Genomic DNA, 14345 nt, shown 5'->3' with positions numbered 1-14345 from the left:
CGAATTATGACGCCCCTAGAACGATATCAAGCTGATCTGAAACGCCCGGACTTCTTCCATGACGCGGCGCAGGAAACTGCCGTGCGTCACTTGCAACGCCTGTACGACGATCTGATCGCGGCTGAGCAGAACAAGCCGGGTTTGCTGGGCAAACTGTTTGGCAAAAAGGATCAGACCCCGGTCAAGGGCCTGTACTTCTGGGGCGGCGTGGGTCGCGGCAAGACTTACCTGGTGGACACCTTCTTCGAAGCCCTGCCATTCAAGGAAAAGACCCGCACCCACTTCCACCGCTTCATGAAGCGCGTGCACGAAGAGATGAAGACCCTCGGCGGCGAGAAAAACCCACTGACCATCATCGCCAAGCGTTTTGCGACTGAATCGCGGGTTATTTGCTTCGATGAGTTCTTCGTTTCCGACATCACCGACGCCATGATCCTCGGCACGCTGATGGAAGAACTGTTCAAGAACGGCGTCACCCTGGTCGCGACTTCGAACATCGTGCCGGACGGTCTGTACAAGGATGGCCTGCAACGCGCGCGCTTCCTGCCAGCCATCGCGCTGATCAAGCAGAACACCGAGATCGTCAACGTCGACAGCGGCGTCGACTACCGTTTGCGTCACCTCGAACAAGCGGAGCTGTTCCACTTCCCGCTCGACGAAGCCGCTCACGAAAGCCTGCGCAAGAGCTTCCGTGCGCTGACGCCTGAATGCACGGCTGCCGTGGAAAACGATGTGCTGATCATCGAAAACCGCGAAATCCGCGCCCTGCGCACTTGCGACGACGTGGCCTGGTTCGATTTCCGCGAGCTGTGCGACGGCCCGCGTAGCCAGAACGACTACATTGAACTGGGCAAGATTTTCCATGCTGTGCTGCTCAGTGGCGTGGAGCAGATGAGCGTCACCACGGACGACATCGCCCGCCGCTTCATCAACATGGTCGACGAGTTTTACGACCGTAACGTCAAGCTGATCATTTCTGCCGAAGTCGAGTTGAAAGATCTGTACACCGGTGGGCGCCTGACATTCGAGTTCCAGCGGACCCTCAGCCGTCTGCTGGAGATGCAATCCCACGAATTCCTGTCCCGGGCCCACAAGCCTTAAGCGGATTCGGCAAACAAAAAGGGCCTGCAGATGCAGGCCCTTTTTTGTGTCTGGTCGAATCGTCAGGCAGCTTGCTGGAACTGCTGTCGATACTGGTTCGGCGACAGTTCGGTGTGCTGGCGGAACAGGCGTGCGAAGAAGCTCGCATCGTCGTAGCCGACTTCGTAGCTGATGGTCTTGATGCTCTTGCGGCTGCCGGAGAGCAAGCCCTTGGCGGTCTCGATGCGCAGCCGTTGCAGGTAGTGCAGCGGTTTATCGCCAGTGGCGGTCTGGAAGCGGCGCATGAAGTTGCGAATGCTCATGCCGTGCTCGCGGGCCACGTCTTCGAAGCGGAACTTGTCGGCGAAATGCTCTTCGAGCCAGTGCTGGATCTGCAGGATGATCACGTCCTGGTGCAGTTTCTGGCCGCCGAAACCGATGCGGCCCGGTGAGTAGCTGCGCTGCACTTCATAAAGAATGTCGCGGGCCACGGCTTGCGCCACATTGGCGCCGCAGAAGCGTTCGATCAGATAGATGTAGAGGTCGCAGGCCGACGTGGTGCCGCCGGCGCAGTACAGGTTGTCGGCGTCGGTCAGGTGCTTGTCCTGATTGAGATAGACCTTTGGAAAGCGCTCGGCGAAGGCATTGAAGAAGCGCCAGTAGGTGGTCGCTTCCTTGCCGTTGAGCAGACCGGCTTCGGCCAGCCAGAACACCCCGGTGGCCTCGCCGCAGAGAACTGCTCCGCGCGCATGTTGCTCGCGCAGCCAAGGCAGGATCTGTGGATAGCGTTGGCTCAATGTGTCGAAGTCGTCCCAGAAGGCCGGGAGGATGATGACATCAGTGTTTTCCAGACCTCCGTCCACCGGCATGACCACGTCACTGAAGCTGTTCACCGGTTTGCCGTCGGGGCTGACCAGGCGGGTTTCGAACGCCGGAGTCAGGCCGTGGCCCAGTTGTTTGCCGTAACGCAGGCTGGCCAGATGGAAGAAATCCTTGGCTTGCATGAGGGTGGAAGCGAAAACCCGGTCGATCGCCAGGATGCTGACGCGCCGCAAGGGCGTGGAGACTTGCTTGGACATAATTCAACTTTTGTTTTTATAAGGGAAAGTGGTCACCAGACGGCTGGATCGTCTTATTTTTTGTCGGATGTGTCCAGTGTCCTGTATCGGAAGCGGGGCTTAGTCTCTGAAGGTCTGATCCCTTCAACAATAAAGAAAAGGTGTCGCATGATCCCCAGAACCCTGTTCAGCTCCGAGCACGAATTGTTCCGCGACAGCGTTAGAACATTCCTCGAAAAAGAGGCGGTGCCGTTTCATGCGCAGTGGGAAAAACAAGGCTACATCGACCGCAAGTTGTGGAACAAAGCAGGGGAGGCGGGGATGCTCTGCTCGCATCTGCCAGAGGAATACGGTGGTTTGGGAGCGGACTTTCTCTACAGCGCGGTCGTGATCGAAGAAGTAGGGCGGCTGGGCCTGACCGGCATCGGTTTCTCGCTGCATTCGGACATCGTCGCGCCGTACATCCTGCATTACGGCAGCGAGACGCTGAAGCAGAAATACCTGCCGAAACTGGTGTCCGGCGAGATGGTCACGGCCATCGCCATGACCGAGCCGGGCGCGGGCTCCGACTTGCAGGGGGTCAAGACCACCGCCGTGCTGGACGGTGACGAATATGTCATCAACGGTTCGAAAACCTTCATCACCAATGGTTTTCTCGCCGATCTGGTGATCGTCGTCGCCAAGACCGATCCCAAGGCTGGAGCGAAGGGCACCAGCCTGTTTCTGGTGGAGGCGAACACGCCGGGCTTCGACAAGGGCAAGCGCCTGGAGAAGGTCGGAATGAAGGCTCAGGACACGTCGGAATTGTTCTTCCAGGATGTGCGAGTGCCGAAGGAAAACCTGTTGGGGCAGGCCGGGGCCGGGTTTGCTTATCTGATGCAGGAATTGCCGCAGGAGCGTCTGACCGTGGCCATTGGCGGTCTGGCCTCGGCCGAGGCGGCGCTGCAATGGACGCTGGATTACACCCGGGACCGCAAGGCGTTCGGCAAGGCCATCGCCGACTTCCAGAACACGCGCTTCAAGCTGGCGGAAATGGCCACCGAAATTCAGATCGGCAGGGTGTTCGTTGATCGCTGCCTGGAGCTGCACCTGCAAGGCAAGCTCGACGTACCGACCGCCGCGATGGCCAAGTACTGGGGCACCGACCTGCAATGCAAGGTGCTCGACGAGTGCGTGCAGTTGCATGGTGGCTACGGATTCATGTGGGAGTACCCGGTGGCCCGGGCGTGGGCGGATGCGCGGGTGCAGCGGATCTATGCGGGCACCAATGAAATCATGAAGGAGATCATTGCGCGTTCGCTTTGAGTTTTGCAGTGAATTGACTGGCCCCTTCGCGAGCAAGCTCACTCCCACAGATGACGGTGATCCCTGTGGGAGCGACGGTGCGACGACTCGACTTGCTCGCGATTGGATCTAAAGCTTAATCAAGGCGCCGGGTTCGGATGATCCTTGTGGATCGCTTCGATCCCGTCCAGCACTTCCTTCGATAGTTTCAGTTCGTAGCTGGCGATGTTGCTGTCCAGTTGCTCCAGCGTTGTCGCACCGATGATGTTGCTGGTGACAAACGGTTGCTGATTCACAAACGCCAGGGCCATTTGCGCCGGATCCAGGCCGTGTTCACGGGCCAGGGCCACGTAACGGCTGCACGCCGCTTCCGATTGCGGGTTGAAGTAGCGACTGAATCGGCTGTAGAGGCTCAGGCGGCCTTTTGGCGGACGGGCGCCGCCTTCGTACTTGCCCGACAGGAAGCCGAATGCCAGCGGGGAATAGGCGAGCAGGCCGCACTGTTCGCGAATCGCGATTTCCGCCAGGCCGACTTCGAAGCTGCGGTTGAGCAGGTTGTACGGGTTCTGGATCGATACCGCGCGCGGCCAGCCACGGGGTTCCGCCAGGGCCAGAAAGCGCATGGTGCCCCACGGGGTTTCGTTGGACAGGCCGATGTGGCGGATCTTGCCGGCCTTCACTTGCTCGTCGAGGGCTTCGAGGGTGTCTTCGAGCGGGGTGAGGTTGGCTTCGATCTTGTGTTTGTAGCCCAGCTGTCCGAAAAAGTTGGTGCTGCGCTCCGGCCAGTGCAATTGATACAGATCGATGTAGTCGGTCTGCAGGCGCTTGAGGCTGGCGTCCACGGCCTCGGTGATGTGCTGGCGGTTGTGGCGCAGGTTTTTGTCGCGGATGTAGTCGATGGTGTTGCCGGGGCCGGCGATCTTGCTGGCGAGGATCCAGTCGGCGCGGTCGCCGCGGCTCTTGAAATAATTGCCGATGTAGCGCTCGGTGGTGGCATAGGTTTCGGCTTTCGGCGGCACCGGGTACATCTCGGCGGTGTCGATGAAATTGATCCCGGCGCCCTTGGCCCGCTCGATCTGGGCGAAAGCTTCAGCTTCAGTGTTTTGCTCACCCCAGGTCATGGTGCCGAGGCAGATTGCACTCACGTTCAGGTCGGTACGGCCTAGCTGGCGATAGTCCATCGGGTGCTCCTTGGGCAAAACAAGCATAAAAGCAGGTTGAAATTTTTTTCGCAATCTGCATAATTGCCGACCTCTTTCTGCAGTGGAAGTGATGCCCCGCCGCCGAAGAATCTTGCCGTTGAACGGACGCGCCGACCCGAGCCCCCGAAAGCGTCTGTATCCGGCTGCCTTTGACTTGTCAAAGTACGCACTATTCAGTAAGATCCGCCGTCTTATTTACAGGCGGCCCCTGAGGCTATAAAGAATGAAAACTTTTACTGCTAAACCGGAAACAGTAAAGCGCGACTGGTTTGTCGTCGACGCTGCTGGTCAGACCCTGGGTCGTCTGGCCACCGAAATCGCGAGCCGTCTGCGTGGCAAGCACAAGCCTGAGTACACTCCTCACGTTGATACCGGCGACTACATCGTCGTGATCAACGCCGAGCAAGTTCGTGTAACCGGTGCTAAAACCACTGACAAAATGTACTACTCCCACTCCGGTTTCCCGGGCGGTATCAAGTCGATCAACTTTGAAAAACTGATCGCCAAGGCCCCTGAGCGCGTGATCGAGACCGCGGTTAAAGGCATGCTGCCTAAAAACCCGCTGGGTCGCGACATGTACCGTAAGCTGAAAGTCTATGCGGGCGCTGCACACCCTCATACTGCTCAGCAGCCCCAAGAACTGAAGATTTAACGGAATAGTTCATTATGTCGGCGACTCAAAATTACGGCACTGGCCGTCGCAAGACCGCAACCGCACGCGTTTTCCTGCGTCCGGGTACTGGTAACATCTCCATCAACAACCGTTCGCTGGACTCGTTCTTCGGCCGCGAAACTGCCCGCATGGTAGTTCGTCAGCCGCTGGAACTGACCGAGACTGTCGAGAAATTCGACATCTACGTCACCGTGATCGGCGGTGGTGTAAGTGGTCAGGCTGGCGCAATCCGCCACGGTATCACTCGCGCTCTGATGGACTATGACGAAACCCTGCGTAGCGCTCTGCGCAAAGCTGGCTTCGTTACCCGCGACGCCCGTGAAGTTGAACGTAAGAAAGTTGGTCTGCGTAAAGCGCGTAAGCGTCCGCAGTACTCGAAGCGTTAATTTCGCTTCCACGTTCAAAAAAGAACGCCCGATTCCTCACGGAACCGGGCGTTTTTTTATGCGTGCGATTTCTCGAATAATTGCGCTGTGACAACTTGCCACATTCGTAGACCCCCTATACTACAAGGCTTGAGGGCCAGCCCTCCGGGTAATTACCTTGTCAGAATTGGGGGTTTTCATTACCATTCGGCAAAATTTTTATAAGTACATTGTTTCATATTTAGTAGATGCCTGATTTAACAGGCCACAAAGCTGATGGGAGAGGACTGAATGAGCAATGACGGCGTGAATGCAGGCCGGCGTCGCTTCTTGGTAGCAGCCACATCCGTGGTGGGTGCTGCAGGAGCGGTGGGGGCTGCGGTCCCGTTCGTGGGGTCATGGTTTCCCAGTGCCAAGGCGAAAGCTGCCGGTGCACCGGTGAAAGTGAATGTCAGCAAAATCGAGCCCGGACAGCAGATGATTGCTGAATGGCGCGGCCAGCCGGTATTCATTGTTCGCCGTACTGCGGAAATCCTGGGGAATCTCAAGAAGATCGAGGGCCAGCTCTCCGATCCGACCTCCAAAAACTCCACGCAACCTACCTATGTCGACCCTGAAGTGCGTTCGATCAAGCCGGAAATTCTCCTGCTGATCGGGATCTGCACTCACCTGGGTTGCTCACCGACCTTCCGTCCCGAAGTGGCACCCGCGGATCTGGGAAAAGACTGGGTAGGTGGCTATTTCTGCCCTTGCCACGGTTCCCACTACGATCTGGCTGGCCGCGTCTACAAGTCGCAACCTGCGCCTTTGAACCTGCCAGTACCCCCGCATTCCTATGAGACCGATGACCTGATTGTCATTGGCGTCGATACGGAGAAAGCGTGATGAGCAAGTTCATGGATTGGGTTGATGCGCGCTTCCCCGCCACCAAGATGTGGGAAGACCATCTCAGCAAGTATTACGCTCCAAAAAACTTCAATTTCTTCTACTTCTTCGGCTCACTGGCGCTGCTCGTTCTGGTCAACCAGATCGTCACCGGTGTCTGGCTGACCATGAGCTACACCCCGTCGGCGGAAGAGGCGTTTGCCTCCGTCGAATACATCATGCGCGACGTCGAGTACGGTTCGATCCTGCGTTTGCTGCACTCCACTGGCGCTTCGGCGTTCTTCATCGTGGTCTATCTGCACATGTTCCGTGGCCTGCTCTACGGTTCGTACCAGAAACCGCGGGAGCTGGTGTGGGTGTTCGGCATGCTGATCTACCTGGCGCTGATGGCCGAAGCCTTCATGGGTTATCTGTTGCCATGGGGCCAGATGTCCTACTGGGGCGCCCAGGTAATCATCTCGCTGTTCGGCGCGATTCCGGTCATCGGTAACGACCTGACTCAGTGGATTCGTGGTGACTACCTGATTTCCGGGATCACCCTGAACCGCTTCTTCGCCCTGCACGTGGTGGCCTTGCCGATCGTGATTCTCGGTCTGGTGGTGCTGCACATTCTGGCGTTGCACGAAGTGGGTTCGAACAACCCGGACGGCGTGGACATCAAGAAGCACAAGGACGAAAACGGTGTCCCGCTGGACGGCATCGCTTTCCACCCGTACTACACCGTGAAAGACATTGTCGGTGTGGTGGTCTTCCTGTTCATCTTCTGCTTCATTGTGTTCTTCTTCCCGGAAATGGGCGGCTACTTCCTCGAAAAGCCAAACTTCGAGCAAGCCAACCCGTTCAAGACGCCAGAGCACATTGCACCGGTCTGGTACTTCACACCGTTCTACGCAATCTTGCGTGCGGTCCCTGACAAGCTCATGGGTGTTATCGCCATGGGGGCGGCTATTGCGGTGCTGTTCGTCCTGCCATGGCTTGACCGCAGTCCGGTCAAGTCGATGCGCTACAAAGGCTGGATGAGCAAAATCTGGCTGGTGGTGTTCTGCATTTCCTTCGTGATCCTCGGCATTCTGGGTGTTCTGGCCCCGACGCCGGAGCGCACACTGGTGTCGCAGATCTGCACCTTCCTGTACTTCGCCTACTTCATTCTGATGCCGTTCTACACCAGGCTCGAGAAGACCAAACCGGTTCCGGAAAGGGTGACTGGCTGATGAAAAAGTTATTTTTTGCTCTGATTTTTGCTGCTCTGCCAGTGCTGTCTTTCGCTGCCGAACACGGTGGTCCGGAACTGGAAAAAGTCGACATTGACGTTTCCGACAAGGCTGCTCTGCAGGATGGTGCGCGTACCTTCGCCAACTATTGCATGGGTTGCCACAGCGCCAAGTTCCAGCGTTACGAGCGTGTTGCCGATGACCTCGGCGTTCCGCACGAAATGATGCTGGAGAAACTGGTGTTCACCGGTGCCAAGATCGGCGATCACATGAACATCGGCATGCAGCCGGCCGACGCCAAGACCTGGTTCGGTGCAGCGCCACCGGACCTGACCCTGGTGGCGCGTGTTCGTGGTACCGACTGGCTGTATGGTTATCTGCGTTCGTTCTATGAGGATCCGGCGCGTCCATGGGGCGTGAACAACAAAGTCTTCCCGAACGTCGGCATGCCTAACGTGCTGGTCGGCCTGCAAGGGCGTCAGGTCGTGGGTTGCAAACAGGTGCAGATCGTCGAGGATGGCAAGAAGCAGTACGATCCGCTGACCGGTACGCCTTTGACTCATGAGGCCTGCGATCAACTGACCATCGTGCCGAAAACCGGCGCCCTGAACGAAGAGCAGTTCGATGAGAAGGTCAAGAATCTGGTAACCTTCCTGGCTTACTCGGCTAACCCGGTTAAGCTGCAACATCAGCGCATCGGTACTTACGTCTTGCTGTACCTGGCGTTCTTCTTTGTGTTCGCCTACCTGCTCAAGCGTGAATACTGGAAAGACGTGCACTGATAACGCTTCAAGCAATTGCTGTTAATCGCGCGCGCCCAAGGGCGCCTCTGAAAACGCAAGGCCTGGTCAGCCAGGTTTTGCGGGAGGCGCCCTCTGGGCGCGCGCGTTTTTCCGGCTCCGACTATTTCAACAAGCGAGGAGGATCGCCATGGGCGTGACCAATCGGTTGGCCTGTTACTCCGACCCCGCCGACCACTATTCCCACCGAGTGCGCATCGTGCTTGCAGAGAAGGGTGTCAGCGCCGAAATCATTTTTGTGGAGGCTGGTCGTCAGCCGCCTAAACTGATTGAGGTAAACCCTTACGGCAGTCTTCCGACGTTGGTCGATCGTGACCTGGCGTTGTGGGAGTCGACCGTGGTGATGGAGTATCTGGATGAGCGTTACCCGCATCCGCCATTGATGCCTGTGTACCCGGTGGCGCGTGCCAACAGTCGTCTGTTGATGCACCGCATCCAGCGTGACTGGTGTGGTCTGGTGGATCTGATTCTGGATTCACGCACCAAGGAAGCTGCGCGTGTCGTGGCGCGCAAGGAATTGCGCGAAAGCCTGACGGGCGTGTCGCCGTTGTTTGCCGACAAGCCGTTTTTCCTCAGTGAGGAACAAAGTCTGGTGGATTGCTGCCTATTGCCAATACTCTGGCGTTTGCCGATTCTGGGTATAGAACTGCCGCGGCCGGCCAAGCCGCTGCTTGATTATATGGAGCGTCAGTTTGCGCGTGAGGCTTTCCAGGCGAGTCTGTCTGGTGTCGAACGCGACATGCGCTAAGGCTTAAGGAGCCGCTATGAACTCCAGTCGACCTTATCTGGTCCGCGCGCTCTACGAGTGGATTGTGGATAACGATTGCACCCCGCACATGCTGGTCAATTCCGAGTACCCGGCAGTGCAGGTACCACAGGGTTTTGCCAGCGACGGGCAGATTGTCCTGAATATTTCGCCGAGTGCAGTGCGTCATCTGCACATGGACAACGACGTCGTGACCTTCGAGGGTCGCTTCGGTGGCGTTCCGCACAGCCTGTATGTGCCAATTGCCGCGATCCTGGGTATCTACGCCCGGGAGAACGGTCAGGGCATGGTGTTCGATCTGGAGTCGCCGATGGATGACGAAGACGAGATCGAACAGGATGACGATGTTCCGCCACCGGACAGCGAGCCTCCGCGCCCAAGTGGCCGGCCAAGCCTGAAAGTGGTGAAGTAATAAAAAAGGCGATCCAACCGGATCGCCTTTTTTGTGCCTGCCGAGTTGCAAATCAGTCGATGTATTCGAACAGCTTCACAATTTTCTGCACGCCGGAAACGCCCTGCACCAGATTGGTGGCCTGGGCCGCTTCCTGTTTGGTCAGCAGGCCGAGCAGATAGACGATGCCGTTCTCGGTCACGACTTTGATGCGCGACCCGGGGATGCTGGCGTCGGTGAGCATCTGGGTCTTGATCTTGGTCGTCAGCCAGGAATCGTTCTGGCGGGCGAGGAAGCTCGAAGGCGCAATCACTTGCAGTTCGTTGTGCACTTTCTTCACCCGTTGCACGTTGGCAGCCGCCTGTTCGGCCTTGGCCTTGAGGTCTTCGCGCGGGGTCTGGCCGGCCAGCAGCACGATGCCGTTGAAGCTGGTGACGACGATGTGCGAGTCATTGTCCAGGCCCGGATCGGCCTTGGCCACGTTGACGCCGACTTTGGTCTCGATCAATGAATCGTCGATCTTGCTGCCGAAGGTGCGGGTGCCGCGATCGTCTTCGATCGGTGCTTCGCGGCTGGCATTCACCACGGAGGTGCAGCCAGTAATGCCGAGGCACAGGGTCAAGGCCAGAAGGCCAAGGCGATTAGGGGTCATTCTTCACTCCCGAACAGTTGGCTGTCGATCAGATCACAAAGGCAATGGATCGCCAGCAAGTGGACTTCCTGAATACGTGCGGTGACATTGGCCGGTACGCGAATCTCGACGTCCTCGGGCAGCAGCAGCGACGCCATGCCGCCGCCATCGCGTCCGGTCAATGCTACGACAATCATTTCTCGATCATGTGCGGCCTGGATCGCTTGAATAATGTTCGCCGAGTTGCCGCTGGTCGAAATCGCCAGCAATACGTCGCCTGGCTGACCGAGTGCGCGGATCTGCTTGGAGAACACTTCGTTATAGCTGTAGTCGTTGGCGATCGAGGTGATGGTCGAGCTGTCGGTGGTCAGGGCGATGGCCGGCAGGCTCGGGCGCTCACGCTCGAAGCGGTTGAGCAGCTCCGAAGAAAAGTGCTGGGCGTCGCCGGCCGAGCCGCCGTTACCGCACGAGAGCATTTTCCCCTCGTTGAGCAAGGCGTTGACCATCACTTGGCTGGCTTGCTCGATGTGCGGTGCAAGTACGTCCATCGCCTGTTGCTTGGTGTCGATACTGGCCTGAAAAAGCTGGCGAATTCGGGATTGCATGTCCATCTGTGTGACCTTAATTAGCGCGGCTGTCCGGCACGTGAATGTGCAGCCCGCAAAGCAAAGAGCAAAAGTGTTGAGTGAAAATGTTCAGGTTGGCGCAGGCGATCAACTGTCGAACGCATTCTGCAACCAGTTCAACTGACCCTGGTGGCTGTCGATGGCCACCACGTCGAAGCGGCAGGGGGAATTGGCCCAACGCGACTCGCGCTGAAGAAAATACTGTGCGGCGAAAATCAGTTTCTGCCGTTTGCGCCCGTCAATACTGTCGAGCGCTCCACCCCATTGAGTGTTCTTTCGGTAACGTACTTCGACGAATACTACTGTATCGCCATCAAGCATGACCAGATCAAGCTCGCCGCGTTTACATAACCAGTTCTGCGCCAGCAGGCGCAGCCCCTGGTGTTGCAGATGCTCGAGCGCCTGGCGCTCGGCATCTTTGCCGCTTTGTAGGTGTGACGTGTCGGGCATCAGCGCGGGGTGTCCGGCAGGCGTTGAACCTGACCGCTGACGAACTGGGCCCATGGCAGTTGACGCACGACACGTTGGGTTTGAGTCATGCCCAGGCTACCCGACAGGCCATCGATGCGGCTGTCCGGCAGCGCCTTGAGTTGATCAAGGCGTGGCGCCAGGCGGTAGGCGTCAACCCCCATCGCGTACAGGCGGCCGAGGCTGCCGGCAGCTTGTGGCCACTGTGCGGTGACTTGTTTGCGCAGCGGATCGTTGGCGTCCAGCAACCATGGGGTTTCGCAGAAGCGCACACCGTTCATGTCGTTGTACTGGTTCACGTCGCCGCTGGCGCTGAATACGTGGGAGGTCGCGTAGACCGGAACGTCACCAGCGTACTGGAAGTTCAGGGTCGGCTTGATCTGCTGGGCCTGTTGCGGAGTCGCGGCGAGGAAAATGAACTCGATGTCCTGGCGACGCGAAGGCTGGGCGGCGACGTTGGTGCCGGCAGCATTCTGCAGGCTCTTGGCACGGGCTTCGCTCTGGCGCAGCTGGAACATGTCGGCGATCTGCTGGGCCAGTTGCACAGGCTGATCGACGCGCTCGGTGGCGACGATGCTGCCGCCATTGGCTTGCCAGTCCTGGCTGAACGCGCGCAGGACGCGGTCGCCCCATTCGCCTTTCGGCACCATGATCGCGGCGCGGTGCAGACCGTCGGCACGAGCGCGGCGGGACACTTCGCGGGCTTCGTCTTCAGCGGCGAGGCCGAACTGGAACAGTTGCGCCGGGCCTTGGTCGCCTTCGCTGTAGTTCAGCGCAAGAGTGGTGATCGGCAGTTGCGGGCGGGTGCTCAACTGTTTGACCAGTGGTTTTTCCAGCGGCCCGACAACCAGTTGCACGCCGTCGGCCTGGGCCTTGCGGTAGAACTCGTCCATGGAGGTCAGGTGCGAGCTGTCGTAGAACACGATGGCTGGTGGTTTCTGACCGGCTTGCTGAGCCTGGTAGTGCGCAGCCATGAAGCCGTCACGCAGTGCTTTGCCGACCGAGGCCAGTTGGCCGTCTTGTGGCAGCAGCAGGGCGATCTTGCTCAGAGGCTGGCTGGCCAGTTCCTTGAGTTTGGTCAATGGCAGTGGCAGGTTGATCGCGGCCGGGTGTTTCGGGTGCTGCGAGCGCCAGGCATCGATGGCGGCTTGCTGTTGCTCCAGGGTGCCGGCGGTTTTCACTGCCAGGGCCAGGCTCATCCAGCCTCCGAGGTCATCGGTGGTATTCGGTTGCAGTTGATCGGTCGGAAGCGACGCAATCAGGGTCCAGATCGCTTCATGGTTCTTGCTGGCGGCTTCGCCTTCCAGCATCGGTGCGATGAAGATGCGCTCACGAGCGGCAGCCAGTGTCTGGCCGTCGGCTTCAAGGGCGCGGGCGTGAACAGTGCCGGCGCGAACCTGCAACGGAATCGACATTTCGCTCAAGCGCTGCAGGCTTGGATGATTCAGGGCTGCCAGCGCGGCTTTCGGCTGGTTGCGGGTCATGGCCAGTTCAGCGGCCAGGGTGCTGGCGAATGCCTGCTGACCCGGCTGGAGTTGCTCCATCGGCACCTGTTGCAGGATTTGCGCGGACTGTCCGGCATTGCCCTGGCGATAAGCCATGTCCGCCGCACTCAGGCGTAGCAGCGCAGCTTTGTCCGGCGATTTGGCCTGGGCAGCCTGTTCGAGCAGTTGCTCGATGCTGGCATCCGGAGTCCGTGGAAGTTCGCCAAGGCTGGAGGAAGGGGAGCTGGCGCAAGCCGCCAGCAAGGCAGCGAGGCAGAGGGCAGTGAACAGCCGCAGGCAAGCGATCATGTAAGTGTTCCTGATACTCGATCAAATTAGCGTCGAATTGTACCCAAGCGCTGGCCGGGGCGCGATGTTACTGGTGTGAAACCGTCAATTTAGCTGATGTAAATGTTGCGCGACCGCACAATGGTGCGACAAACCATGTCTGCCGCGACCGCATCGTCGGTCGCGCGACGCGCTACAATGGCGGCTTTTACCGATCATGAGGTGTGCGCTTTGACTGCTCCAGGTGCTTTGAATTCCGCTGCGGGCTCGCTTTATGTGGTGGCGACGCCCATCGGCAACCTGGATGACATCAGCGCCCGGGCGTTGAAGATTCTGCGAGAAGTGGCGCTGATTGCCGCCGAAGACACGCGCCACTCACAGCGACTGATGCAGCATTTCGGTATCAGCACGCCGCTTGCGGCCTGCCATGAGCACAACGAACGTGATGAGGGCAGTCGCTTCATCACTCGTCTGTTGGCTGGCGAGAATGTGGCGCTGATTTCCGATGCCGGTACGCCGCTGATTTCAGATCCGGGTTATCACCTGGTGCGTCAGGCCCGTGCCGCCGGGATCAATGTGGTGCCGGTGCCGGGTGCCTGTGCATTGATCGCGGCGCTGTCGGCGGCCGGTCTGCCATCCGACCGTTTCATCTTTGAGGGTTTCCTGCCGGCCAAGGCTGTTGGTCGAAAGGCGCGCCTTGAAGCCATCAAGGAAGAACCGCGCACATTGATTTTCTACGAGGCGCCGCATCGTATCCTCGAGTGCCTGCAAGATATGGAGGCCGTGTTCGGTGCTGATCGCCCGGCATTGCTCGCCCGTGAAATCACCAAGACCTTTGAAACACTCAAGGGCCTGCCGCTGGCCGAGTTGCGTGCGTTCGTTGAGGCAGACAGCAATCAGCAACGTGGCGAATGTGTTGTGGTGGTGGCTGGCTACACTGCGCCGGAATCCGAAGACGCTGTCAGCAGCGAGGCAATGCGCGTCCTCAATCTGTTGCTCGAAGAGATGCCGCTCAAGCGTGCCGCGGCTCTGGCGGCGCAAATCACCGGTGAGCGCAAAAACGTGCTGTATCAGGTGGCGCTGGATCAGCAAAAAGGCACGTAACCCGTCGCGCAGACCGGTTTGCGGGCTAT

The 14345-nt window shown here is 58.6% G+C and carries 16 protein-coding genes; 10 read left to right on the top strand and 6 right to left on the bottom strand.

The genetic code is table 11. The features are described 5' to 3' along the window. Positions 1–6 precede the first annotated feature (6 nt). A complete protein-coding gene (zapE, locus tag NH234_RS24785; RefSeq protein ID WP_085606932.1) occupies positions 7–1101 on the top strand; it encodes a cell division protein ZapE in 1095 nt (364 codons plus the stop codon). 62 nt (positions 1102–1163) lie between these two features. Here zapE and NH234_RS24780 read toward each other — a convergent pair whose 3' ends face one another. Continuing rightward, positions 1164–2060 (bottom strand): GlxA family transcriptional regulator, encoded by an 897-nt coding sequence (locus tag NH234_RS24780; protein ID WP_170929661.1) that lies wholly within the window; start codon positions 2058–2060, stop codon positions 1164–1166. A 246-nt stretch (positions 2061–2306) separates the two neighbouring features. Between NH234_RS24780 and NH234_RS24775 the strand changes: the two genes are divergently transcribed. Continuing rightward, complete coding sequence (locus tag NH234_RS24775; protein WP_367254553.1) at positions 2307–3443, top strand: acyl-CoA dehydrogenase family protein; 1137 nt, start codon at positions 2307–2309, stop codon at positions 3441–3443. Between the two features lie 119 nt (positions 3444–3562). Here the strand turns inward: NH234_RS24775 and NH234_RS24770 are convergent, their stop codons facing one another. Continuing rightward, a complete protein-coding gene (locus tag NH234_RS24770; protein ID WP_367254551.1) occupies positions 3563–4603 on the bottom strand; it encodes an NADP(H)-dependent aldo-keto reductase in 1041 nt (346 codons plus the stop codon). Positions 4604–4847: 244 nt separating this feature from the next. On the opposite strand from NH234_RS24770, the gene rplM reads away from it, so the two are divergent. The 7 genes from rplM (at position 4848) to NH234_RS24735 (ending at position 9736) form a co-directional block, all read left to right on the top strand. Further along, on the top strand, positions 4848–5276 hold the full coding sequence (gene rplM, locus NH234_RS24765; RefSeq protein WP_007928449.1) for a 50S ribosomal protein L13: 429 nt from the start codon (positions 4848–4850) through the stop codon (positions 5274–5276). A gap of 14 nt (positions 5277–5290) precedes the next feature. Then, entirely contained in the window at positions 5291–5683 is a 393-nt protein-coding gene (gene rpsI / locus NH234_RS24760) for a 30S ribosomal protein S9 (protein WP_007961615.1), read from the top strand. Between the two features lie 270 nt (positions 5684–5953). Beyond that, positions 5954–6547, top strand: a complete 594-nt coding sequence (gene petA / locus NH234_RS24755; protein ID WP_003228055.1) for a ubiquinol-cytochrome c reductase iron-sulfur subunit — start codon at positions 5954–5956, stop codon at positions 6545–6547. After that, positions 6547–7758: a cytochrome bc complex cytochrome b subunit gene (locus NH234_RS24750; RefSeq protein WP_065261493.1), complete on the top strand. Its 1212-nt coding sequence runs from the start codon at positions 6547–6549 to the stop codon at positions 7756–7758. The genes petA and NH234_RS24750 overlap by 1 nt, the downstream gene beginning before the upstream one ends. Then, entirely contained in the window at positions 7758–8540 is a 783-nt protein-coding gene (locus NH234_RS24745; RefSeq protein WP_367254546.1) for a cytochrome c1, read from the top strand. Before NH234_RS24750 ends, NH234_RS24745 begins: the two co-directional genes overlap by 1 nt. A gap of 148 nt (positions 8541–8688) precedes the next feature. Further along, positions 8689–9306, top strand: a complete 618-nt coding sequence (locus NH234_RS24740; RefSeq protein WP_085709342.1) for a glutathione S-transferase N-terminal domain-containing protein — start codon at positions 8689–8691, stop codon at positions 9304–9306. A gap of 16 nt (positions 9307–9322) precedes the next feature. Next, on the top strand, positions 9323–9736 hold the full coding sequence (locus tag NH234_RS24735) for a ClpXP protease specificity-enhancing factor (protein ID WP_007956787.1): 414 nt from the start codon (positions 9323–9325) through the stop codon (positions 9734–9736). A gap of 52 nt (positions 9737–9788) precedes the next feature. On the opposite strand, the gene NH234_RS24730 is transcribed toward NH234_RS24735, so the two are convergent. From NH234_RS24730 to NH234_RS24715, 4 genes are all read right to left on the bottom strand, one after another. Continuing rightward, positions 9789–10367, bottom strand: coding sequence for a BON domain-containing protein (locus NH234_RS24730; protein WP_085709343.1), 579 nt, complete (start codon positions 10365–10367; stop codon positions 9789–9791). Then, a complete protein-coding gene (locus NH234_RS24725) occupies positions 10364–10957 on the bottom strand; it encodes a phosphoheptose isomerase (RefSeq protein WP_007928463.1) in 594 nt (197 codons plus the stop codon). Before NH234_RS24725 ends, NH234_RS24730 begins: the two co-directional genes overlap by 4 nt. 102 nt (positions 10958–11059) lie before the next feature. After that, the gene (locus NH234_RS24720) at positions 11060–11422 is read right to left on the bottom strand and encodes a YraN family protein (RefSeq protein ID WP_085733663.1); all 363 of its coding nucleotides are present in this window, start codon (positions 11420–11422) and stop codon (positions 11060–11062) included. Then, positions 11422–13233: a penicillin-binding protein activator gene (locus NH234_RS24715; RefSeq protein WP_085733664.1), complete on the bottom strand. Its 1812-nt coding sequence runs from the start codon at positions 13231–13233 to the stop codon at positions 11422–11424. Before NH234_RS24715 ends, NH234_RS24720 begins: the two co-directional genes overlap by 1 nt. Positions 13234–13410: 177 nt before the next feature. Here NH234_RS24715 and rsmI point away from each other — a divergent pair, with 177 nt between their 5' ends. Further along, entirely contained in the window at positions 13411–14316 is a 906-nt protein-coding gene (rsmI, locus tag NH234_RS24710; protein ID WP_367257246.1) for a 16S rRNA (cytidine(1402)-2'-O)-methyltransferase, read from the top strand. Positions 14317–14345: the final 29 nt, after the last annotated feature.

It is taken from the genome of Pseudomonas sp. stari2, assembly GCF_040760005.1.
Lineage (GTDB): Bacteria > Pseudomonadota > Gammaproteobacteria > Pseudomonadales > Pseudomonadaceae > Aquipseudomonas.
This window is presented reverse-complemented; position numbering and strand designations above follow the sequence as displayed.

Bases quoted from the DNA above. Each gene is read 5' to 3' on its own strand.
- rpsI (WP_007961615.1), top strand. From the start codon at position 5,291: ATGTCGGCGACTCAAAATTACGGCACTGGCCGTCGCAAGACCGCAACC.
- NH234_RS24750 (WP_065261493.1), top strand. From the start codon at position 6,547: ATGAGCAAGTTCATGGATTGGGTTGATGCGCGCTTCCCCGCCACCAAG.
- rplM (WP_007928449.1), top strand. From the start codon at position 4,848: ATGAAAACTTTTACTGCTAAACCGGAAACAGTAAAGCGCGACTGGTTT.
- NH234_RS24740 (WP_085709342.1), top strand. From the start codon at position 8,689: ATGGGCGTGACCAATCGGTTGGCCTGTTACTCCGACCCCGCCGACCAC.
- NH234_RS24745 (WP_367254546.1), top strand. From the start codon at position 7,758: ATGAAAAAGTTATTTTTTGCTCTGATTTTTGCTGCTCTGCCAGTGCTG.
- NH234_RS24735 (WP_007956787.1), top strand. From the start codon at position 9,323: ATGAACTCCAGTCGACCTTATCTGGTCCGCGCGCTCTACGAGTGGATT.
- NH234_RS24715 (WP_085733664.1), bottom strand. From the start codon at position 13,233: ATGATCGCTTGCCTGCGGCTGTTCACTGCCCTCTGCCTCGCTGCCTTG.
- NH234_RS24770 (WP_367254551.1), bottom strand. From the start codon at position 4,603: ATGGACTATCGCCAGCTAGGCCGTACCGACCTGAACGTGAGTGCAATC.
- petA (WP_003228055.1), top strand. From the start codon at position 5,954: ATGAGCAATGACGGCGTGAATGCAGGCCGGCGTCGCTTCTTGGTAGCA.
- NH234_RS24720 (WP_085733663.1), bottom strand. From the start codon at position 11,422: ATGCCCGACACGTCACACCTACAAAGCGGCAAAGATGCCGAGCGCCAG.
- rsmI (WP_367257246.1), top strand. From the start codon at position 13,411: ATGGCGGCTTTTACCGATCATGAGGTGTGCGCTTTGACTGCTCCAGGT.
- NH234_RS24725 (WP_007928463.1), bottom strand. From the start codon at position 10,957: ATGGACATGCAATCCCGAATTCGCCAGCTTTTTCAGGCCAGTATCGAC.
- NH234_RS24730 (WP_085709343.1), bottom strand. From the start codon at position 10,367: ATGACCCCTAATCGCCTTGGCCTTCTGGCCTTGACCCTGTGCCTCGGC.
- NH234_RS24775 (WP_367254553.1), top strand. From the start codon at position 2,307: ATGATCCCCAGAACCCTGTTCAGCTCCGAGCACGAATTGTTCCGCGAC.
- zapE (WP_085606932.1), top strand. From the start codon at position 7: ATGACGCCCCTAGAACGATATCAAGCTGATCTGAAACGCCCGGACTTC.